The organism is Plantibacter sp. VKM Ac-2880 (assembly GCF_015351235.1).
Classification (GTDB): Bacteria; Actinomycetota; Actinomycetes; order Actinomycetales; family Microbacteriaceae; genus Plantibacter.
In genome coordinates, this window is record NZ_JADKSJ010000001.1 from 1,048,601 (window position 1) to 1,068,865 (window position 20,265).

A 20,265-nucleotide genomic window follows, 5' to 3' on the forward strand; every position below is an offset into this window, starting at 1 on the left:
CCTCGGACCAGGGTGGCGGGCTGCGCCGGTGGAGCGACGTCCACTCAGGCCCGCGTGTCGACGGATCCGCGGCCGCGCTGCACCGGCTTGGCGATGGAACGCCCGACCCCTGCTCTGGCGAGCGCTGCGGCCACACCGCGTCCGGCTGCGGTGAACGCGATCGGGCTGAGCACGAACAGGGCGATGTAGACGGCCTGTGCGACCGGGGTGAAGTGGTCGATGCCCAAGATGACGAGCACCGAGGCGGCGAACACGATCCCGGCGATCCCGGCGGCGAGGTAGAACACCCACGAGCGCCACACGCGGTACCGGGACACGGCGAAGGGGATCTCCTGGAGGAGGCCGATGGCGAGCCCCGTGCCGAAGTAGCGGAAGAACCACTGCGGGCTGAACGCGGCGGAGACGAGGCCGGCGGTGAGGCCGGTCATGAGTGCCACGCCGCCTCGGTGCAACAGCGCCTGCGCGACGACGCCCGGCAGGAAGTACACGCCGATGATGAGGCCGTAGAGCACCGGCGCGGTGGCGGAGATCGTGCCGCCGACGTACCCGGAGACGACGAAGACGAGGCCGCCCCCGACGCCGATCGCGGCGCAGGTCAGCAGCAGTCGCGTACTCAGACGTTGCATGAGCCCACCTTCACGAGCAGCCGATCTCCTGAGGACAGCCTATCCTCCCTTGGTCGGGCGGACGGCCGACGGATGTGGTCCGGATCGGGACGGTGAGCGCCGTCCGGAAGGGATCAGATCGAGCGCCGACGCGGGGTCAGCCGGACGTTCGGCAGTGGGGGAGCCGGGATGCGCTCGGCCCCGTGACCGGCCACCGAGCCGAACCTCGGCGACCCGGCCTCCCAATCCGCTCGGGCGGTCTCGATGTCCTCGTGGCTCCGACCGACGAAGTTCCACCACATGACGAGCTTCTCCGGGAACGGTGTTCCACCGAGGAGGACGAATCGGGCACCGCTGCCGCTGCTCAGGCTGAGGTGGTCGCGACCCGGCTCGAGGTAGAGCAGCGGGCCGGAGGCGATGGCGATGCCGGCCACCTCGAGCGCACCGTCGATCACGAGGACACCGTGCTCGAAGGCAGGGTCGACCGGCAGGGTCACCGCTGCACCGGGGTCGAGGACGACGTCGGCGCCGAGGAGCGGTGAGTGCACGGTCGCGGTGGATGTCGCGCCACCGAGCGTGCCGACGAGGACCGTCGCGCTGAGACCGGGAACGATGTGGACGGGCAGGTCCCGGTGCTGTTCGAACGCCGCCGGAACCGAGGAGGCGTGCTCGGGGAGCGCGACCCAGAGCTGGAGACCGTGCATCTCGTCCTCCTCCTCGCCGACGGAGAACTCGGAGTGGGAGACCCCGACGCCGCTCGTCATGAGGTTCAGCTCACCCGGGCGGACCACCACGTCGCTGCCGACGCTGTCGCGGTGCCGGATGTCGCCGGCCAGCGGCCAGGTCACGGTCTGGAGGCCGGTGTGCGGGTGTGGCAGGACCCGCATCCGTGCGCGGTCCTCGTCGAAGCGGTCGAGGAAGCACCAGGCGCCGATCATCGGCAGTTCGCGCTGGGGGAGGGTGCGGTGGACGCTCAGGCCTCGGACGCCGCCGAGGGGGACCTCGCGCGCCTCGAGCAGCCGCGTGCCAGAGCCGTCGGGCGCGTGGCAGACGCTGGGTACCGGATCGGCGTCGAGTCTCGTCATGAGCGCCTCCTTATCACGGCCAACGCTACTCCGCTCGGTCTGCCGCGGTCCTCGCCGACGTGCTTGACTGGGCGACGGGGCCGCTCTGGTCCCGTCGCTCCCGAGATTGGGGATCCCATGGGCCTGTTCGACAAGCACGACGGTACGCCCGAGCCGCTCGCCAGAGGACTCTGGCACGACCGCATCGGCACCCTCGCCACCCGCAGCGTCCAGACGCTCGCGATCGTCGCCGTCGCCGCGCTCATCGTCTTCGCGCTGACCCAGCTCTCCCTCGTGATGATCCCCGTCGTCATCGCCCTCATCCTCGCGTCAGCGATCTACCCGCTCATGCGGTGGATGCGCTCGAAGGGCCTCCCGTCGATCCTCGCCACCTGGATCGCCCTCGTCTCGATCCTCGTCGTCCTCGGCGGCATCGGCTGGCTCATCGTCTGGGCCGTCCGCAGCCAGTGGGACGACCTCGTCGACTCCGCCTCCAAGGGCTTCGGGCAGCTGCAGGACTGGATCGGCACCCTGCCCTTCGACATCGACGAGAAGCAGATCGAGGACGCCAAGCAGACCGCGGTCGACTTCCTCACCTCGAGCCAGTTCGGCAGCGGGGCGCTCGCCGGGGTCTCGGCGACGGCGAGCTTCCTCACCGGGCTCGTCCTCATGATCGTCGTGCTGTTCTTCTTCCTCAAGGACGGGCCGCGGCTCTGGGAGTTCCTGCTCCGTCCCTTCACCGGTGCCGCGTACGACCGCGCCAAGCGCATCGGCGGCAAGACGGTCGACACGCTCGGCGGCTACGTGCGGGGCACCGCCACGATCGCGGCCGTCGATGCGATCGGCATCGGCATCGGCCTCGCGATCATCGGCGTCCCGCTCGCGCTGCCGCTCAGCGTCATCGTGTTCCTCACCGCCTTCATCCCGATCGTCGGCGCGACCGCAGCGGGCATCCTCGCGGCGCTCGTCGCGCTCGTCGCCAACGGTCCGGTCGCCGCCCTCATCGTCGTCGGCATCGTCGTGCTCGTGAACCAGCTCGAGGGCAACTTCCTGCAGCCCGTCGTCATGGCACGCTCGCTCAAGTTGCACGCCCTCGTCGTGCTCCTCGCCCTGACCGCCGGCACCATCCTCGGCGGCATCGTCGGGGCGGTCCTCGCCGTCCCGATCGCCGCGGTCGCCTGGGGCATCGTCGGCGTCTGGAACGGTCCGGACCAGCCGGCGGAACCCATGCGACAGAAGCGCCCGGAGTCGGTCTGAGTCGAGCGGTCGCCGGCGCACCCGGAGTCGCCGGATAGCATGTGAGCGTGGACACCCACGACCTCCTCGGCCTCGTGTTCGAGGTCTTCACCTGGATCGGCTTCGGATGCGCCGTCGTCGTGCTCCTCGCCATGCTCATCGCCAGGGCGGCGGACGGCAGCTGGATCGAGACGCACGGCGTCATCGTCGACGGACCGGTCGATCCTGAGCGCCCGGAGGGGCCGGCCGGCCGGGAGGTCCGCTGGATGACGGAGGCCGCGGAGCTGTACTCCCGTCCCGTCTCCGATGCGGAGTTCGACGCGCTCCGCGACCCGGAGGAACCGAATGTCTTCTACGCCCGACGCGAGCCGTCGCGCGCCCGGTTCACGCGGAGCGCCGACCATGCGAAGGCCCTCCGGCTGCTGTTCTGGGTGAGCTTCGGCATCGGCGTGGTCTGCTCCGTCGCGTCGATCGTCCTGCTGTTCGTGGCCGACGCCGCCTGAGGGCGAGCGCGCTCCACCCTTCGACGGGCCCAGGCGCCATCCCCACCGCGGTCCTGACCAGGTCGAAGGGCGACCGGTGCTCGGGTAGTCTGGGGAGTCCGAGCGTCGACACCTGGTCCGCTCGTTCTCCCGGAGGCCTGGCATGACGGAACGGTGGGCTCGAGTCGCCCGCGGCACCGCCGCAGCCGCCTTCGCCACCTTCGCCGCCGCACTCTCGCACACGATCGGCGGAGCCGCGGCACCGTCCGCGTTCGTGCTCCTCGTGGGCGGCACCTTCGCCGTCCTCGTCTGCGTGCTGCTCGCCGGCCGACGCATGACCGTCCCGGGAGTCATCGCCTCCGTGCTCGTGAGCCAGCTCGGCTACCACGCGCTCTTCACCCTCGTCCCGAGCACCGTCAGCGCCTCGGTGACCTCGAGCGGCGGATCCGGCGCCGGCTCGTGGCACCGGCACCAGGTCGTCGAGCTGGCGGTCGGCGGCGGCATCGCGATGCACAGCCATGGCGCCACCGCCATGTGGGTCGCCCACCTCGTCGCCGCCGTCGCCACGATCACCGCCATCCTCTTCGCCGAACGCGCGACCCGCGCCGCGCTCGCGGCCTTGACGGTCCGGGTGCTCGCCCGCCGCGTCGCGCCGGTCCACCTCGTGCCGGCGCCTCGGCGGGTGCAGTGGGTCCGCGTCAACGAGCGCCCGCGCAACCTCGGCGTCGTCCTGCTCCACCTGCGTCACCGCGGTCCTCCGGCGTTCGCCACCGCCTGACCGCCGCGCCACCGTCCGACACGGACGGGTGCTGTGCGCGGCGTGGTCGGCCATCCGCATCGCAGCACCCATCGGCGCGCCCGCTCAGGCGTCGCCCCATCCGTCTCCGCAGGCTGGACGCCGCGGAGCAGTCGACAGGACATCATGAACGCAACGACCCCCCGCTCCGCCTTCCGCAAGCCCGCCGCCCTCGGTGCGATCGCCATCGGCGCCGGAGCACTCCTCGCCGTGGGAGCGCCGCTCGCCGCCAGCGCCCACGTGAGCGTCACGCCCACCTCGACCGCCGCCGGCTCCTACACGGTGCTGAGTTTCGCCGTCGGTCACGGCTGCGACGGCTCACCCACCACGAGCCTCTCCTTCGAGATCCCCGAGGAGATCAACGCGGTGACGCCGACGGTCAACCCGAACTGGACCATCGACAAGCAGATGGCCCCGCTCGCGAAGCCCATCACCGACAGCCACGGCGAGCAGCTCGCCGAGCGGGTCGGCACGGTCGTCTACACGGCCAAGACGCCACTCGCCGACGGCTACCGCGACACGGTCTCCTTCCAGGTCCAGCTGCCCGCCGACGCGGAGGGGAAGACCCTCGTGTTCCCGGTGACGCAGACGTGTGAGGCCGGCCAGACGGAGTGGACGCAGGTCGCAGAGAAGGGGCAGACCGAGGACGACCTCGAGTCGCCCGCACCCGTCGTCGTCGTCACCGCCGCGGAAGCCGGCGACCACCACGGTGGGGCCGCCATGGACGACGACGGCGACGGCGACCACACCGAGGCCGCTGCGGCCTCGGATGCCGGCACCACCGATGTGCTGGGACGCGTGCTCGGTATCGCCGGGCTCGTCGTCGGTGCAGCCGGCGTCGTGATCGCCGCGTCCGCGCGTCGCGCGGCGTCCGACGCGAAGCGCCAGGCCTGATGACGACGGCCCGTCGCCGCCGCCTCGTCGGATCCGTCGCCACCGCGTTCCTCGCGGCGGCGGCGGTGTTCGCCGTCGCCGGTCCGGCTGCAGCGCACAACACCATCGTGTCGACGAGCCCCGCCGAGGGATCGACGGTCACCGAGCAGCCGGAGCAGGTCGTCATCACGACGAACGACAACCTGCTCGACCTCGGCGAGGCGGGTCAGTCCAATCAGATCCAGGTGACCGGGCCCGGCGACGAAAAGCTCCAGTACGGCACGGCGTGTGCCGCGGTCAACGGACCGGCGCTCGTCATGCCGATGCAGCTCGGCGAGGCCGGGGAGTACACGGTCGTGTGGCAGCTCGTGTCGACGGACGGACACCCGTTGTCGGGGAGCTACACCTTCCAGTGGGCACCGGCCGAGGGGCAGGAGCTCGCCGCCGGCAGCTCTGAGCCGGCGTGCGCGACGAGCGGTGCCTCGTCCGTCGGACCGTCGTCGGCTGCGGGTGGCGCGGGCGACAGCGACACCGCGACTCCGGCCGCCGGTGGTCTCAGCGGCGACGTCTGGTGGGTGGTCGGCGCGATCGGTGTCGTCCTCGTGGCCGGCATCGGCGTGCTCCTCGTGACCCGTCGCAAGCCGGAGCTGGACGACCCGACCTCGGCGCCTGGCGGTTCCGGCTCGAACGGTCCTCCCGCCTCCTGATCGTCCTCCTCACCACGACGGCCCCGCCGGCATCCACTGCCGGCGGGGCCGTCGTCGTCCGGCTCAGGAGTGCTCGCGGTCCTCGCTCGAACGCTCGTCCTGCTGGTTGATGCGCGCCAGACGGGCGTTGTAGTCGCCGAGTTCGGCGTCACCGTCCCGCTCCGCCCGGCGGTCGTAGCGTTTCGCGGCGCGCTCGTCACTCTGGACCCACTGCGAGACGACGATGAGCGCGACGAGCACCGCCGGCACCTCGCCGACGCTCCAGGCGATGCCGCCGCCGACGCCCTGGTCGGCGAGGAGCGCGGCGGTGTCGGTGTACCCGAGCGCCGTCCACCAGTCGGCGGCGAGCACGGTCGAGCTCGACATGATCGCCAGGCCGAAGAAGGCGTGGAACGCCAGGGTCGCGAGCAGCAGGATGAGCCGGAACGGGAACGCGGGCCGGTTCGGGCCGGGGTCGACGCCGATCAGTACCCAGAAGAACAGGTACCCGGTGGCGAGGAAGTGCACGGTCATGAGGACGTGCCCCTGGTGCGCGATCATCGCCCACTCGAACCAGCCGGTGTAGTAGAACACCACGAGGCTGCCGGCGAACAGGACGCCCGCGACGGCGGGCTTCGAGAGGAGGCTCAGGTAGCGCGAGTGCACGACGGCGAGGATCCACTCGCGGAGCCCCCGCCCGCCGTCCGTCCGGGCCGGCAGGGTCCGGAGCGCGAGGAGGACCGGGCCACCGAGCACGAGGAGCGGCGGCACGATCATCATGAGCGCCATGTGCTGCAGCATGTGGGTGCTGAAGTGGATCTGGCCATAGGCGGCGAGGCCACCACTCGTGGCGTACAGCAGTGCGACGCAGCCGAGCAGCCAGGCGACCAGTCGGGTCACCGGCCACGCGTCACCGCGCCGTCTGAGCCGCAGGAACGCCCACAGGTACCATCCGGCGCCGACGGCTGCGATACCGGCCCACATCCAGTCCACATGCCACTCGGTGAACATCCGGAGCGGCGTCACGGGCGGTGGGTACTCGAACCCCAGGAGGCGGCGTCGGACGTCGTCGGCGACGGGCTCCTGCGAAACGGGCGGTTGGCTGCGGGACAGCGCGACGGAGACGCCCATCGTCACGGCCATGACGACGACTTCGCCCACCGCGAGGCGGATGAAGGCCCCCGGGTCACCGCCTGGACGCAGCAGCCGGGGGATGAGGCGACGTCGGTGCCAGACGCCTGCACAACCGAGGAGCACGAGCGCCACCGTCTTGGCCACGACGAGGAGCCCGTAGGGGGTCAGGAGGTCGGACGGTCCGGCCAGACGCAGCGAGGCGTTCACGACACCGGAGAAGGCCACCGCCCCGAACGCCCAGCCGGCCAGCACCGAGTAGCGCGCGACCACGACCCCGATCTCGTTCCCGACCGCACGGCGCAACAGGATCACCGCGACGAGGCCGCCCGCCCAGGCGGTGACGCCGATGAGGTGGACGGCGAGCGAGTTCACCGCGTTGCCGTGTTCGTCGGAACCGGCCGCGTGTCCGGACAGCGAGAGCGGCAACAGTGCGAAGACCGCGATCGCGTTCGCCGCGGCGACCCAGGCGAGACGGCGGGCGAGCACCAGGATGCAGCCGACGACGAGCACGCAGCCGAGCGAGGCGAGGAGCGTCTGGCCGAGTTCGAGCTGTGTCGCGTAGAAGAGGAAGGTGTTGGCGAAGGTGGGCGACGACACAGGGACGCCGATGGAGTTGGCGGCCGTGAACACGAGGACCGCGATACCGGCGGCCAACCAGACGGCCGACGACCAGGCCGCCCAGCGGATGGCCTTGGCCTGCGAGAACGAGACGATGCCGGGAACGATCCGTTGCCCCGGCAGGAGGAACGTCGCGGCGGTCAGGAGCCCGATCGTCACCGCCGCCGCCGCGTCGTGGATCACGCGCGCGATCGGGAGCCCCCTCGTGACCACGACACCGGGGTCGGAGAGCAGGGTCCCGGTCGAGAACGCCCCGGTGCCGACGAGCGCGAGCAGGGTGACGGCGACGGCGACCGGCACGGATGCGAGCATGATCGCCTCCGGTGCCCGGATCGGTGCCAGGCCGGGGGAGCGGTTCGGTGCGACCGCGAGGTCGTCGTCCGGTGGGGAGGAGGTGCGGGGTTCGGCCACGGTGGTGGCTCCTTTCCTGCGGGGTCGGCGTGTTCGTCCCTCGGGACGCGTCGCCGCCGCAGCACTGGCCGCTCGACGGGTCGGCGGGGACCGTGGTCGAGCGATGGGAATGGGGAGACGGGTCGCGCGGCGCTCCGGACGTCGGAGCGCGGTGGGACGACCCGCGGTGTGGGGCGGTCGACCGGGATCGGTGTGGTCCGGCCGGACCGCGTGCTCAGCGGATGGTCGTGAGCGGCGGACCGCGCAGGGCGGTCGTCTCCGGGTGGAAGCCGAGCGGGTGCGCCAGGCGGGGCTCGGTCGCCGTCTGGACGCGCGTCGGGCGCGTCGGCGGCGCGTCCGTCAGTGCCCTGCGGACGAGGCGGACGAGCACGAACTCCCGCACGGCGGCGAGGGCCGAGAGGAGCGTGCCCGCGCGCTGGAAGGCGGCGATGGTCACGAGACCGGCGGCGAGGTGGGCGGACCACATGCCGACGTCGGTGTGGTGGCTCGTGGTCGCGCCGGCGACGAGGTCGACCGTGGCGGCGGATCCGTGCGTGCCGTGCGCCATGGATCCAGGGTGCTGAGCCGTTCGCGGTGCGGTGCCGAGTACGAACAGGGTGTGGAACAGCACCTGGCTGACGACGACCGAGAGCGTGGTCCGCAGGAGGGTCAGACGCCGACCGGCGAGGAGGACGCAGGCCGCCGTGGAGAGGACGAGTGGGACGACGACGCCGAGCGCACCCGGGACCTGGCCCCCGCCCGCGACGTGCGACAGCAGCGCGATGAAGGTCGCGAACACCGCCGCGCTCGAGCCGCGGAGGACGCGGTCGGAGCGGTCTGACGGCATGGGTCCATTCTCACAGACGAGCGGTGGCACGGTGTCGCCGACGGTCGGCCCCGGAATCGACGAAGCAGCCCCGCCATCCGGTGCGGATGACGGGGCTGCGGGTGTCGCTGGTGATGCGTGCGGGTGAACCCGCGGTCGGCTACTTGGCCGGCGGCATCAGGACCGAGTCGATGAGGTACACGGTCGCGTTGGCGGTCTTGACGCCACCGCAGATGACCTTGGCACCGTTGACGGTGATGTTGTCACCCGAGCCCTCGACCTTGACGGTTCCACCCTCGACGGTGGTCTGGTCGCCATCGATGTCCGACGGCGCGATCTGGCCGGGGATCACGTGGTAGGTGAGGATCGACGTCAGCGTCGCGGCGCCCTCAGGCGTCTTGAGGCTGTCGATGGTCGCGGCGTCGATCTTCTTGAACGCGTCGTCGACCGGAGCGAAGACGGTGAACTCGGAGCCGTTCAGCGTGTCGACGAGGTTGACGTCGGGGTTCAGCTGGCCGGAGACCGCAGCGGTGAGCGTGGTCAGCAGCGGGTTGTTCGATGCGGCGACGGCGACCGGGTCGGCCGACATGCCGGCGACGGAGCCTGCACCGTCCGGGACAGCATCAGCGTAGGCGGCGCAGCCCGAGCCGACGAGGTCCGCTGCGGGATCTGCAGCCATGGACTCGGTGGGTGCGGAGCTGGGCTCCATGGAGGACCCGCTGTCCGAGCTGGAGCCGCTGGAACAGGCTGCGAGGCCGAAGGTCGCGACGGCGGCGAGCGCGAGCACTGCCATGTGGTTCCGCTTGATGGTACGCATGTGATTCTCCTTTGATGAGGTTTGGACCGGCTGTTCGAGTGCCTCTCAGAACCGGCCCTCGATGACACTTCGGAGCCCCCACAGGGGTGGTTTGGAAAATCTTCGGATCCGGCCTCGACGACCCATGGGCATTAAGAGGGACGAACTTTCCGTCCTGACCGCTGTGGAGGCTCGCGCGGCGATGTCGGCTGTGGCGGCTACGATCGACGGATGAGCTGGAGCACCGAACCCGACTGGATCCCGGACGACGCGGACGCTCCCGACGACTTCGACGCACCCCCGCCCGACGACGCCTACCTCGGCGGAGGGGTCAGCTGGGGCGCGGCGCCGTCCACGGCCGCTCCGGCTGCACCGCGTCCGGCGACCCCGGTCGCCGCGCGCGCCGCAGGCCAGAAGTTCGCCACGGCGCAGGAGGCCTTGCACACCGTCTTCGGGTACGACGCCTTCCGCGGCGAGCAGCAGCAGATCATCGAGCAGGTCGCCGGCGGTGGCGACGCGGTCGTGCTCATGCCGACGGGTGGCGGCAAGAGCCTCTGCTACCAGATCCCCGCGCTGCTCCGGCCGGGCACGGGCATCGTCGTGTCGCCGCTCATCGCGCTCATGCAGGACCAGGTCGACGCGCTCCTCGCGGTCGGCGTGCGCGCCGCCTTCCTCAACTCCACGCAGGATCCCGCGGAGCGCTCGCGGGTCGAGCAGGCGTATCTCGCCGGCGAGCTCGACCTCCTCTACGTCGCGCCGGAGCGGCTGAGCTCCGAGGCCACCCGCCGCTTCCTCGGGCAGGGCACCATCGCGCTCCTCGCCATCGACGAGGCGCACTGTGTGTCGCAGTGGGGGCACGACTTCCGCCCCGACTACCTCATGCTCGGCGAGCTGGCCGAACGCTGGCCCGACGTCCCGCGGATCGCCCTCACCGCGACCGCCACCGACGCGACGCACCAGGAGATCACCCAGCGCCTCCACCTCGGTGAGGCGAAGCACTTCGTCTCGAGCTTCGACCGCCCGAACATCCAGTACCGCATCGTGGGCAAGAACGAGGTCCGCAAGCAGCTCGTCGCGTTCGTGAAGGAGCAGCCGGCGGGCACCGCCGGGATCGTGTACTGCCTGAGCCGCAAGACGGTCGAGCAGACGGCCCAGCTCCTCCGCGACAACGGCGTGGACGCGGTCGCGTACCACGCCGGACTCGACGCCTCGGTCCGCGCCGCCGCGCAGTCCCGCTTCCTCCGCGAGGACGGTGTCGTGGTCGTCGCGACCATCGCGTTCGGCATGGGCATCGACAAGCCCGACGTCCGGTTCGTCGCCCACGTCGACCTCCCGAAGAGCGTCGAGGGCTACTACCAGGAGACGGGGCGCGCGGGCCGCGACGGCGAGCCGTCCATCGCCTGGCTCGCGTACGGCCTCCAGGACGTCGTGCAGCAGCGTCGCATGATCGCGGAGTCGCCGGGCGACCTCGCCCACCAGCGCAACCTCAGCGCGCACCTCGACGCCATGCTGGCGCTCTGTGAGACGGTCGACTGCCGTCGGGTCAACCTGCTGCGGTACTTCGGCCAGCCCTCGACCCCGTGCGGCAACTGCGACACCTGCCTCGAACCGCCGGTCACCTGGGACGGCACCGTCCCCGCGCAGAAGCTCCTCTCCACGATCGTGCGGCTGAAGCGCGAGCGCAACCAGTCCTTCGGTGCTGGCCAGATCATCGACATCCTCCGCGGCAAGCGCACCGACCGGGTCGCCCAGCAGCGGCACGACGAGCTCGCGACCTTCGGCATCGGCGAAGACCTCAGCGACCAGGAGTGGCGCGGCGTCGTCCGGCAACTCCTCGCGCGGGACCTGCTGGCCACCGTCGGTGAGTACGGCACGCTCGGGCTCACGGAGGGGAGCGCGGAGGTGCTCGCCGGCAGCAGGCCGGTCGCCATGCGGCGCGAGCCGGAACGCGCTGCCCGGTCCTCCTCTCGGTCGTCCTCCCGGTCGGCGGGCGCGAACGCGGAGCTGGAGCCGGCCGCCGCCGAGCTCTTCCAGGCGCTCCGTGCCTGGCGGGCCGGCGTCGCGAAGGAGCAGGGCGTCCCCGCGTACATCGTCTTCGGTGACGCCACGCTGCGGGCGGTCGCGTCGGCCAAACCCACCTCGCTCGGCGAGCTCGACGGCATCAGCGGCATCGGTGCGAAGAAGCTCGACGCCTACGGTGCGGCGCTCGTCGAGGTCGTGTCCGCGAACAGCTGAGCCACGCCCTGGGAGCTTCCTGCGACAGCTGTGGGGCATGGCCAAGCACGTCCGCCACGATGGGGTAGCCCCTTGTCCACATCCCACAGGTGCTTTCGGGCTTCCTTATGACAGTCCTACCATTGTGGGAGGTTTTCATGGGTGAAAGGCAGGGCACAGGGATGGTCGACACAGCGATCCGGACGAGCGTCAGCGGTACGACGGCAGCGACGGTCGAGGTGGCGCCATCGAATGCGCGGCTCGACGTCCCGGCGCTCGCGCACCAGCTTCTCGGGTCATGGCCGGAGGCGCGCCTCGCCTCCCGCGCGCTCGCCGCCCGCCCGGAGATGCAGCGCATCGAGGGGCAGTCGATGGACGACCACCGCGACCGCGTGTTCCACCAGCTGAAGCTGCTCGTCGAGAACGGTCAGGTGCTCAAGGCCTTCCCGACGCGTCTCGGCGGCGCCGACGATCACGGCGGCAACATCGCCGGGTTCGAGGAGCTCGTCCTCGCGGACCCGTCGCTCCAGATCAAGTCCGGCGTCCAGTGGGGCCTCTTCGGCGCCGCGATCCTGCACCTCGGCACCGAGCCGCACCACGACGCGTTCCTGCCAGGGGCGATGAACCTCGACGTCCCCGGCGCCTTCGCGATGACCGAATCCGGCCACGGCTCCGACGTGGCGTCCATCGCCACGACGGCGACGTACGACCCCGAGACGCAGGAGTTCGTCATCGACACCCCGTTCCGCGCGGCGTGGAAGGACTACCTCGGCAATGCGGCCGTCCACGGTAAGGCGGCGACGCTCTTCGCCCAGCTCATCACGAACGGCGTGAACCACGGCGTCCACTGCTTCTACGTCCCCATCCGCGACGACGAGGGTGCCTTCCTGCCCGGGATCGGCGGCGAGGACGACGGGCTGAAGGGCGGCCTGAACGGCATCGACAACGGTCGCTTGCACTTCACCGGCGTGCGCGTCCCACGGACCAACCTGCTCAACCGCTACGGCGACGTCGCCGAGGACGGCACGTACTCCTCGCCGATCGCGAGCCCCGGGCGTCGCTTCTTCACCATGCTCGGCACGCTCGTCCAGGGCCGGGTGTCGCTCGACGGCGCCGCCACGTCCGCCTCCGCCCTCGCGCTGCAGATCGCCATCACCTACGGCAGCGAGCGCCGCCAGTTCAACGCGGGCAGCGACACGCAGGAGGAGGTCATCCTCGACTACCAGCGCCACCAGCGCCGCCTCCTGCCTCGTCTCGCGACGACGTACGCGCAGATCTTCGCTCACGACCGGCTGCTCGTGAAGTTCGACGAGGTCTTCAGCGGGAAGGCCGACTCCGACGAGGACCGTCAGGACCTCGAGACGCTCGCGGCGGCGCTCAAGCCCCTCTCGACCTGGCACGCGCTCGACACCCTGCAGGAGGCGCGCGAGGCGTGCGGCGGCAACGGCTTCCTCGCCGAGAACCGTCTCACGGGTCTGCGTGCCGACCTCGACGTCTACGCGACCTTCGAGGGCGACAACAACGTGCTCCTGCAGCTCGTCGCCAAGCGCCTCCTCACCGACTACAGCCGCAAGTTCGCGAAGGTCGACGCCGGGGCGCTCGCGCGCTACGTGGTCGAGCAGGCGACCGACCGCGCCGTGCACAACAGTGGGCTGCGGAGCCTCGCGCAGACGGTGAAGGATTTCGGGTCCACCGCGCGTTCCGTGAGCCAGCTGCGCGACACGAACGTGCAGCGCGAGCTGCTGACGGAGCGGGTCGAGTCGATGATCGCCGAGGTCGCGACCAAGCTGCGCGGCGCCAACAAGCTGTCGAAGCAGGCCGCGTCCGACCTCTTCAACGCGCACCAGAACGAACTCATCGAGGCGGCACGCGCGCACGGTGAACTGCTGCAGTGGGAGGCGTTCACCGAGGGTGTCGAGCAGATCGAGGACCAGGGCACGAAGCAGGTCATGACGTGGGTGCACGATCTCTTCGGGCTCTCGCTCATCGAGAAGCACCTCGCCTGGTACCTCATCCACGGTCGGCTCTCGCCGCAGCGTGGTCAGGCCGTCAGCGCCTACGTCGACCGCCTCATCGCGCGGCTCCGTCCGCACGCCCTCGACCTGGTCGAGGCCTTCGGGTTCGCTCCCGAGCATGTGCGGGCGCCCATCGCGACCGGCCAGGAGGCGCAGCGCCAGCAGGAGGCCGCCGACTACTTCGCCGCGCGTCGTGCCTCGGGTGATGCTCCGATCGACGAGAAGACGCTCTCCAAGAAGCAGCGCTGATCAGCGGTATCCCCCGAAGCGGGGATAGGTGCTTCCGATACGCTGGGCGGAGTGCTCATCGACCCGACGGTGTGCCGAGTGGAGGGCAGTGGCATGACGGCTGATCTGATCGTGGTTGGGGCCGGACTGTTCGGCTTGACGATCGCGGAACGCGCTGCGAACGAGCTCGGGCTGCAGGTCCTCATCATCGATCGCCGCTCGCACATCGGCGGCAACGCCTACAGCGAGACGGAGCCCGAGACCGGCATCGAGGTGCACCGCTACGGCGCGCACCTGTTCCACACCTCGAACGAGCGGGTGTGGGAGTACGTGAACCGGTTCACGACGTTCACGCCCTACGTGCACCGCGTGTACACGAAGCACCAGGGTGTCGTCTTCCCGATGCCGATCAACCTCGGCACGATCAACCAGTTCTTCCAGGCGGCGTACTCGCCCACGGAGGCGCGGGAACTCATCCGCAGCCAGGCCGACGCAGCCGCCGGCACCGAGGCGACCAACCTCGAGGAGCGCGGGGTCTCGCTCATCGGCCGTCCCCTCTACGAGGCGTTCATCGCCGGGTACACGCAGAAGCAGTGGCAGACCGATCCACGCGAGCTGCCGGCCGACATCATCTCGCGCCTGCCCGTCCGGTACAGCTACGACAACCGGTACTTCAACGACACCTACGAGGGCCTGCCGACGGACGGCTACACGGCGTGGCTGACGAAGATGGTGGACCACCCGAACATCGAGGTGCGTCTCGACACCGATTTCTTCGACGAGACCCAGCCGATCCATCGCGGGAACACTCCGGAGGGGGTGCCCGTCGTCTACACCGGGCCGGTCGACCGCTACTTCGACTACCTCCACGGCCGGCTCGGCTGGCGCACGCTCGACTTCGAGCAGGAGGTGCACCCGGTCGGCGACTACCAGGGCACCTCGGTCATGAACTACGCCGACGCCGAGGACGAGTTCACCCGCATCCTCGAGTTCCGGCACTTCCACCCCGAGCGTGACAGCTACCCGGACGACAAGACGGTCATCGTGCGGGAGTTCTCACGCATGGCCACCGCCGACGACGAGCCGTACTACCCGGTGAACACCCCGACCGACCGGGAACAGCTGGCGCGGTACCGCGAGGCGCAGGCGTTCGAACCGGACGTGTTCTTCGGCGGCCGGCTGGGCACCTACAAGTACCTCGACATGCACATGGCGATCGCCTCGGCGCTCACGATGTTCGACAACCAGCTCGCACCACGACTGCGGGAGCTCGCGGAGTAGTCCGCGCGGCCGAACCCGTCCGACGACCGGCGTGGTCCGGTCGGTCGGAGCGGGTCAGGCTGAGCGCCGGGCCGCGGTACGTTTCGCGTACTCCTGGTAGACGAAGCCGGCCGCGCCTGCGACCATGCCGGCCCCCCTGGCCACTGCCCGCTCACCACGCGCGACGTGGGTGAGCTTGCCGGTGACGCGCCCGAGCAGGACCCGCCCGCTGCCACCGACGACGCGGACGACCCCGCCGAGAAGGTACTGCAGTCGCACGCGGATCGCGTGGGCGGGCCCTGATCCCGCGAGCCGCGCGACGGTCTCCTCGACGGTGCCGTTGCGGTACGCCCGGGTGAGGATCCAACGGCGGTTTAGCCGATCCTGTGGCACGTGCTCGTAGACGACGGCCTCGTCGCACCAGAGGATCGTGCCGCCGCCGCGGGTGAGCTGGGTGGTGAACAGCGAGTCCTCACCACCGCTGAAGGCGAGTCGGGTGTCGAAGCGCAGGCCGAGCCGTCGGACGACGTCGAGGTCGAGCAGCAGGTTGTTGGTCGCGACGGCGGGCAGGCGGTCCCCGGTGCGGTGCGCGGGACGGATGAACGCCCGCCCGGCCACGAGCCAGGCGTCCCGCTCCATTTCGAAGACGGAGACGACGCGGCCGAACACCGCCGCCGATCCATGATGGGCCCACATCGCGAGCATCGTGCCCAGCCAGTCCGGTGCCGGCTCCTCGTCGTCGTCCAGGAAGACGAGCAGTCGCCCGTCCGCTTCGTCGAGGGCCCGGTTCCGCACCGCGGCGAGGCCCGGGGTGCCCTCCAGGACGTAGCGCAACCGGCCGTCAGCGGACGGCGACAGCTCCTCGGCGACCGCGCGACCGCCACCGGCCGGGTCGTTGTCGATCACGAGCACCTCGGCGTCCCACTCCCCGCCCGCGGCCGTTTCGGCGAGCTGTGGCAGCAGCGCCGCGAGCAGCCGGCGGAGCTCCGCGTTGCGGTGGAAGGTCGGGACGGCGACGGTCACCCGCCGAGCCGACGGATGCTCAGCGACCACGACGGTTCCGTCCCGTCGCACGGCGCAGCGTGGCGGCCCGGCCGAACGCGGCGAGGTGACGCGTTCCGGCATCGGCCCAGTCACGGGCTGACAGATCCGGCTGCGCGGAGCGATCGCCTGCCTGCACCAGGGTCAGCGTCCGGTCGAGGTCGTCAGCGGTCAGTTCGCCCTCGTAGGTGTGGATCCATCCCGGCCCGACTTCGGCGGCGAGTGCGGCATTGGTTTCGTTCGCCGGGATGAGCACCGGCCGGTCGAGGGAGAGGGCTGCGAGCGTTCCGCCGGAGTTGTGCATGAACCGGTACGGCAGCACGACCAGCTCGGCGCTCGTCATGATCGTCACGAGTTCGGCGTCGCTCAGGAAGTGGAGCTCGAGACGGATGCGGTCGTCGTCGGCCGCGAGCTCCGTGATCGTCTCGGCCAGCTCGGTCGTCGAGGGACGCCCGCCGACGGTCAGGCTTACTGCGCGACCGCGCGCGGCGAGTTCGCGGAAGGTCGTGACGAGGTGCTCGACGCCCTTGTACCGGCGGATCAACCCCGCGTACCCGAACCGGCCCGGCGTCGCTTCCGACGCGGGGAACTCGGCGAACCAATCCCGGTAGTGGCCGTGGAGGATGGTCTCGACGGGCTGGTCGGCCGGGAGCGTGGTGGTCTCGTTGATGACGATGCGGAGGGTCGTCGCCCGCTCGAGCGCGACGAGGAGCGCCCGCTGGATACGGGTGATGTCCTGCGGCAGTTCGACGTTGTGGACGGTCCGCACCACCGCGATCCGCGACAGCCGGAGTCGTACCAGCAGGAGGGCGAAGCGCAGCTGGTTGCCGATCGCCTTCACCTGGTTCGACCCACCGAGGCGGGTCTCCGGCCAGTGCAGGTGCAGCACGTCGTAGCGTCCGAGCAGCGCTCGCCGCCAGGTGAACCGCAGATGCTCCATCCCGGCCGTGGACCCGAGGGCGCGGTCGAGCTGCACGATGTACGGATTGGTCGTGGGACGCAGGCGCTGGTACGCCTGCATGACGCGGAGTCGACGGGACAACGGCATCTCCTGCCGGGAGAAGGGGCGGTCGGGTGCGCGCTCTCGGCCGGATTCGGGTCGGCCTGGGCACTGCTGGGTAAGCCTAGCGGGCCGCGCCGTCGTCGGTGTGCGACGCGGGCACGAGGGCGGCGCGGAGCCCGGCCACGACCTCCGTCCAGTCGTACCGTTCGCGGAGCGCCTCGTACGCGTCGGCCGTTCCAGGGCGACCCCAGGCGGCGTCGATCGCCGAGCCGAGCACCCCAGGCGTCGCCAGCGGATCGACGAAGTGTGCGACGGAACCCACCGTCTCGCGGAAGACCGGGATGTCGCTCACGAGGAGCGGTGCGCCGAACCGCGCGGCTTCGATCGGTGGGAGACCGAACCCCTCGTCGAGGGAGAGGTTGGTGACGAGTGCGGCGTGCGCGTACAACCAGGCGAGCTCCGCATCGGTCACGTGCCCGAGGAAGCGGGCCTCGCCGCGCTCGACCGCTGCGCTCGCGGCGGGGGTGAGGGCGGTCTCGACCCCGGAATGCAGGGAGCCGCCGACGATGAGCAGCGGCTGCTCGGGGGTGATGACCTCGGCGGAGGCGGCGGCCTCGATCGAGGCCGCGAGGTTCTTGCGGATGTTCAGGCGTCCCACGGTGACCGCGAAAGCCTCGAGGCCGGCGACACTCGCGGGGGCCCGCTGTTCGAGCGATTCCAGGTCGTTGCCCACGGCGAGGCCGACCGCCGTCGCCCGGGGGAGGCGCGGGTTGAGGCGCCGGATCCGAGCGGCCTCGGTGCTCGTCGAGGTCGCGAGCAGGGTGGCCCGCCTGGCGAGCACGGGCATGAGCGAGAAGTAGGCGCGTTCCGCACGACTGAACCACTCCGGGTGCTCCTGGAACATCACATCGTGGATGAAGGTCAGGTTACGGCCGCTCGCCGGTGCGTAGTTGTGGGCGACGACCGCCTCCGCTCCCACGCGTCGGGCGAGGCGGGGGAGTTCGACGGCGTTCGACACCGCCTGGGGCCAGAGCCGCGTTTCGACCGTCTCGACGCCCTCCGGCAGATCGTCGACGCGGTCGCCGGCGTGCTTGCGACGCAGGGCGACGACGAGTTCGTCGGCGGGGAAGGCCTCGCTCCAGGCGAGGATGAACTCCCGCTGCACCGTCCGGTTCGCCCCGGGGCCGTGCACCCACCAGTAGCCGTCGAAGAGGACTCTCACAGCATCGCCTTCCCGTCGGTCGCCATATACTACCGCCAGTCGGCAGACGTCCCGAGTCGCCGGCGCGGAGGTGTGCGGTGGACCCGATGTATCGCGGTGACGGCCTGGCGATCGTGGTCGTCGACTACGGTTCGTCCGCCCTGCTCGCCGAGCACCTGGTCGCCGTGGAGCACGAACTGCCCGAGGCGCTCATCGTCGTCGTCCACAACCCGACCTCCACCGCGGAGCGCCAGGCGGTCGAGCGGCTCGTCGCCGAGCGCGGTTGGACCGCGGTCTACCCGTCGAGCAACCTCGGCTTCGGCGGCGGGGTCAACGCGGGCGTCGCCGCCGCGCTCGAGGAGGAGACGACGACGACGCTCATGCTCCTCAACCCCGACGCGAGCATCGGTGCGGAGGCGACCGCGCTGCTCGTCGACCGCGCCCGCCAGGACCCGCTCGCGCTCGTCGGCCCGACCGTGCGCCGCCCTGACGGCCGACCGTGGTCGAGCGGTCACCTCCTGTCGATGCACTCCGGGGCGATGCGTTCCCTCACCAGCACCGCGCCGTCCGACGACCCCGGGCCGTGGATGCCGTGGCTGAGCGGTGCGTGCCTCGTGCTGAGCGCGACGCTCTGGCGTACCGTCGGCGGGTTCGACGAGGACTACTTCCTGTACTGGGAAGACGTCGACCTCAGCAAGCGTGTGCTGGACGCCGGCGGTTCGATCGTCTTCCTGCCGGAGGCTGTCGCGCTCCACGACGAGGGTGGCACCCATGACGACGGCACCGGTGGCAGCCGCGCGAAGTCGCCGACGTACTACTACTACAACGTCGTCAACCGCCTGCGGTTCGCCGCGGTCCATCTGGACGAGGAGCTGCGTCGGCGCTGGTTGCGCGGCTCGCCGCGGGCGTCGTGGCAGATCCTGTTGCGGGGCGGGCGTCGCCAGTTCCTGCACCCCGTCGCCCCACTCGGCTCGGCTTGGCGCGGCCACCGCGACGGTCGCGCCCTCGTGAAGCGCGCCGCCACCGGGCCCTATGGTGGGGTCAGCGCCGGAACGCCGGTCGCCCTGCCCGAAGAGGAGACCGCATGAGCCCCGTCGTCCGCCGTGGATGGATCATCGGAGGCATCGCCGCCGTCGCGGTCATCGTGGTCGTGGTCATCGTGCTCCTCGTCGTCCGGCCGGCAGCCGCACCCGGGCCCGGTGCCAGCCCCACCACGACGCTGACCCCGAGCGCCGCTTCGACGCCGAGCGCGAGCCCGACGGACGGTGGGGCCGCCGAAGTGCTGCCCGAGTTCCCCCCGGCGCCCCTCGACGAGCCCGTTTCGGCCCCCAGCGGGCTCTCGGCGTCGATCGTCTCGATCGAGTCCGTCGACGGCGAGGCCGTCGGAGCCGGCGACGTCGGCGGTCCGGCGATCCGGGTCACCGTCCGCCTGACCAACGGGTCCACGACACCGCTCGACACCGCCCTCACCGTGGTCAACGGATACTCCGGTGCCGATCGCGAGCCCGCGGGCACGCTCGTCAAGCCGGGCGGCAAGCCGTTCAGCGGCACCGTCGGTCCCGGTGAATCGCAGGACGCGGTCTTCCTCTTCACCATCCCGGAGGACGCCCGGGGAGACGTGACGATCACCGTCGACTACGCGGCCGGACAGCCCGCGTTCGTGTTCCAGGGCGACGCTTCGACGGGCTTCTGAGCCGCCGAGTCCGCGAGCACGCACGGGTCACAACGACGGGTGTCAGCGCCCAGGGGTGGTGACCCCCGTCGGTGTGGCACCACCTTTGGGGGTGCTCAGGCCCT

The 20,265-nt window shown here is 70.9% G+C and carries 18 protein-coding genes; 10 read left to right on the forward strand and 8 right to left on the reverse strand.

The window, feature by feature from the left end; genetic code table 11:
- Window positions 1–44 precede the first annotated feature (44 nt).
- Together ITJ57_RS05150 and ITJ57_RS05155 are read right to left on the reverse strand one after the other, a co-directional pair.
- On the reverse strand, window positions 45–626 hold the full coding sequence (locus tag ITJ57_RS05150) for an ECF transporter S component (protein ID WP_194669147.1): 582 nt from the start codon (window positions 624–626) through the stop codon (window positions 45–47).
- Between the two features lie 113 nt (window positions 627–739).
- On the reverse strand, window positions 740–1,690 hold the full coding sequence (locus tag ITJ57_RS05155; RefSeq protein WP_194669148.1) for a pirin family protein: 951 nt from the start codon (window positions 1,688–1,690) through the stop codon (window positions 740–742).
- 117 nt (window positions 1,691–1,807) lie between these two features.
- Here ITJ57_RS05155 and ITJ57_RS05160 point away from each other — a divergent pair, with 117 nt between their 5' ends.
- The 5 genes from ITJ57_RS05160 (at window position 1,808) to ITJ57_RS05180 (ending at window position 5,763) form a co-directional block, all read left to right on the forward strand.
- On the forward strand, window positions 1,808–2,926 hold the full coding sequence (locus tag ITJ57_RS05160) for an AI-2E family transporter (protein WP_194669149.1): 1,119 nt from the start codon (window positions 1,808–1,810) through the stop codon (window positions 2,924–2,926).
- A 47-nt stretch (window positions 2,927–2,973) separates the two neighbouring features.
- Window positions 2,974–3,408 (forward strand): hypothetical protein, encoded by a 435-nt coding sequence (locus ITJ57_RS05165; protein WP_194669150.1) that lies wholly within the window; start codon window positions 2,974–2,976, stop codon window positions 3,406–3,408.
- A 142-nt stretch (window positions 3,409–3,550) separates the two neighbouring features.
- The gene (locus ITJ57_RS05170; RefSeq protein ID WP_194669151.1) at window positions 3,551–4,165 is read left to right on the forward strand and encodes a hypothetical protein; all 615 of its coding nucleotides are present in this window, start codon (window positions 3,551–3,553) and stop codon (window positions 4,163–4,165) included.
- Window positions 4,166–4,309: 144 nt separating this feature from the next.
- Window positions 4,310–5,077, forward strand: coding sequence for a YcnI family protein (locus ITJ57_RS05175; RefSeq protein ID WP_194669152.1), 768 nt, complete (start codon window positions 4,310–4,312; stop codon window positions 5,075–5,077).
- A complete protein-coding gene (locus tag ITJ57_RS05180) occupies window positions 5,077–5,763 on the forward strand; it encodes a copper resistance protein CopC (RefSeq protein WP_194669153.1) in 687 nt (228 codons plus the stop codon). The genes ITJ57_RS05175 and ITJ57_RS05180 overlap by 1 nt, the downstream gene beginning before the upstream one ends.
- A gap of 63 nt (window positions 5,764–5,826) precedes the next feature.
- Here ITJ57_RS05180 and ITJ57_RS05185 read toward each other — a convergent pair whose 3' ends face one another.
- The 3 genes from ITJ57_RS05185 to ITJ57_RS05195 form a co-directional block, all read right to left on the reverse strand.
- Window positions 5,827–7,905 (reverse strand): cytochrome c oxidase assembly protein, encoded by a 2,079-nt coding sequence (locus ITJ57_RS05185; RefSeq protein WP_194669154.1) that lies wholly within the window; start codon window positions 7,903–7,905, stop codon window positions 5,827–5,829.
- 214 nt (window positions 7,906–8,119) lie between these two features.
- Entirely contained in the window at window positions 8,120–8,731 is a 612-nt protein-coding gene (locus tag ITJ57_RS05190; RefSeq protein WP_194669155.1) for a hypothetical protein, read from the reverse strand.
- Window positions 8,732–8,870: 139 nt separating this feature from the next.
- Window positions 8,871–9,527 carry a fasciclin domain-containing protein gene (locus tag ITJ57_RS05195; protein WP_056008590.1) on the reverse strand — a complete coding sequence of 219 codons (657 nt, stop codon included), beginning with the start codon at window positions 9,525–9,527 and terminating at the stop codon, window positions 8,871–8,873.
- A gap of 210 nt (window positions 9,528–9,737) precedes the next feature.
- Between ITJ57_RS05195 and recQ the strand changes: the two genes are divergently transcribed.
- The 3 genes from recQ to glf all read left to right on the forward strand — a co-directional run bounded on the left by recQ (window position 9,738) and on the right by glf (window position 15,244).
- Window positions 9,738–11,741 carry a DNA helicase RecQ gene (gene recQ / locus ITJ57_RS05200; RefSeq protein WP_194669156.1) on the forward strand — a complete coding sequence of 668 codons (2,004 nt, stop codon included), beginning with the start codon at window positions 9,738–9,740 and terminating at the stop codon, window positions 11,739–11,741.
- Between the two features lie 161 nt (window positions 11,742–11,902).
- Complete coding sequence (locus ITJ57_RS05205) at window positions 11,903–13,984, forward strand: acyl-CoA dehydrogenase (RefSeq protein WP_194669157.1); 2,082 nt, start codon at window positions 11,903–11,905, stop codon at window positions 13,982–13,984.
- Window positions 13,985–14,077: 93 nt separating this feature from the next.
- Complete coding sequence (gene glf / locus ITJ57_RS05210) at window positions 14,078–15,244, forward strand: UDP-galactopyranose mutase (protein WP_194669158.1); 1,167 nt, start codon at window positions 14,078–14,080, stop codon at window positions 15,242–15,244.
- A gap of 54 nt (window positions 15,245–15,298) precedes the next feature.
- On the opposite strand, the gene ITJ57_RS05215 is transcribed toward glf, so the two are convergent.
- From ITJ57_RS05215 to ITJ57_RS05225, 3 genes are all read right to left on the reverse strand, one after another.
- The gene (locus tag ITJ57_RS05215) at window positions 15,299–16,246 is read right to left on the reverse strand and encodes a glycosyltransferase family 2 protein (protein WP_194669159.1); all 948 of its coding nucleotides are present in this window, start codon (window positions 16,244–16,246) and stop codon (window positions 15,299–15,301) included.
- Between the two features lie 19 nt (window positions 16,247–16,265).
- Window positions 16,266–17,312 carry a glycosyl transferase gene (locus ITJ57_RS05220; protein ID WP_194669160.1) on the reverse strand — a complete coding sequence of 349 codons (1,047 nt, stop codon included), beginning with the start codon at window positions 17,310–17,312 and terminating at the stop codon, window positions 16,266–16,268.
- A 76-nt stretch (window positions 17,313–17,388) separates the two neighbouring features.
- Window positions 17,389–18,489 (reverse strand): glycosyltransferase, encoded by a 1,101-nt coding sequence (locus tag ITJ57_RS05225; RefSeq protein WP_194669161.1) that lies wholly within the window; start codon window positions 18,487–18,489, stop codon window positions 17,389–17,391.
- 86 nt (window positions 18,490–18,575) lie between these two features.
- Between ITJ57_RS05225 and ITJ57_RS05230 the strand changes: the two genes are divergently transcribed.
- Complete coding sequence (locus ITJ57_RS05230) at window positions 18,576–19,556, forward strand: glycosyltransferase (protein WP_228506809.1); 981 nt, start codon at window positions 18,576–18,578, stop codon at window positions 19,554–19,556.
- The gene (locus tag ITJ57_RS05235) at window positions 19,553–20,161 is read left to right on the forward strand and encodes a hypothetical protein (protein WP_194669163.1); all 609 of its coding nucleotides are present in this window, start codon (window positions 19,553–19,555) and stop codon (window positions 20,159–20,161) included. Before ITJ57_RS05230 ends, ITJ57_RS05235 begins: the two co-directional genes overlap by 4 nt.
- Window positions 20,162–20,265 lie beyond the last annotated feature (104 nt).

Bases quoted from the DNA above. Each gene is read 5' to 3' on its own strand.
- ITJ57_RS05150 (WP_194669147.1), bottom strand. From the start codon at position 626: ATGCAACGTCTGAGTACGCGACTGCTGCTGACCTGCGCCGCGATCGGC.
- ITJ57_RS05155 (WP_194669148.1), bottom strand. From the start codon at position 1,690: ATGACGAGACTCGACGCCGATCCGGTACCCAGCGTCTGCCACGCGCCC.
- ITJ57_RS05160 (WP_194669149.1), top strand. From the start codon at position 1,808: ATGGGCCTGTTCGACAAGCACGACGGTACGCCCGAGCCGCTCGCCAGA.
- ITJ57_RS05170 (WP_194669151.1), top strand. From the start codon at position 3,551: ATGACGGAACGGTGGGCTCGAGTCGCCCGCGGCACCGCCGCAGCCGCC.
- ITJ57_RS05175 (WP_194669152.1), top strand. From the start codon at position 4,310: ATGAACGCAACGACCCCCCGCTCCGCCTTCCGCAAGCCCGCCGCCCTC.
- ITJ57_RS05180 (WP_194669153.1), top strand. From the start codon at position 5,077: ATGACGACGGCCCGTCGCCGCCGCCTCGTCGGATCCGTCGCCACCGCG.
- ITJ57_RS05190 (WP_194669155.1), bottom strand. From the start codon at position 8,731: ATGCCGTCAGACCGCTCCGACCGCGTCCTCCGCGGCTCGAGCGCGGCG.
- ITJ57_RS05195 (WP_056008590.1), bottom strand. From the start codon at position 9,527: ATGCGTACCATCAAGCGGAACCACATGGCAGTGCTCGCGCTCGCCGCC.
- recQ (WP_194669156.1), top strand. From the start codon at position 9,738: ATGAGCTGGAGCACCGAACCCGACTGGATCCCGGACGACGCGGACGCT.
- ITJ57_RS05205 (WP_194669157.1), top strand. From the start codon at position 11,903: ATGGTCGACACAGCGATCCGGACGAGCGTCAGCGGTACGACGGCAGCG.
- glf (WP_194669158.1), top strand. From the start codon at position 14,078: ATGACGGCTGATCTGATCGTGGTTGGGGCCGGACTGTTCGGCTTGACG.
- ITJ57_RS05220 (WP_194669160.1), bottom strand. From the start codon at position 17,312: ATGCCGTTGTCCCGTCGACTCCGCGTCATGCAGGCGTACCAGCGCCTG.
- ITJ57_RS05230 (WP_228506809.1), top strand. From the start codon at position 18,576: ATGTATCGCGGTGACGGCCTGGCGATCGTGGTCGTCGACTACGGTTCG.
- ITJ57_RS05235 (WP_194669163.1), top strand. From the start codon at position 19,553: ATGAGCCCCGTCGTCCGCCGTGGATGGATCATCGGAGGCATCGCCGCC.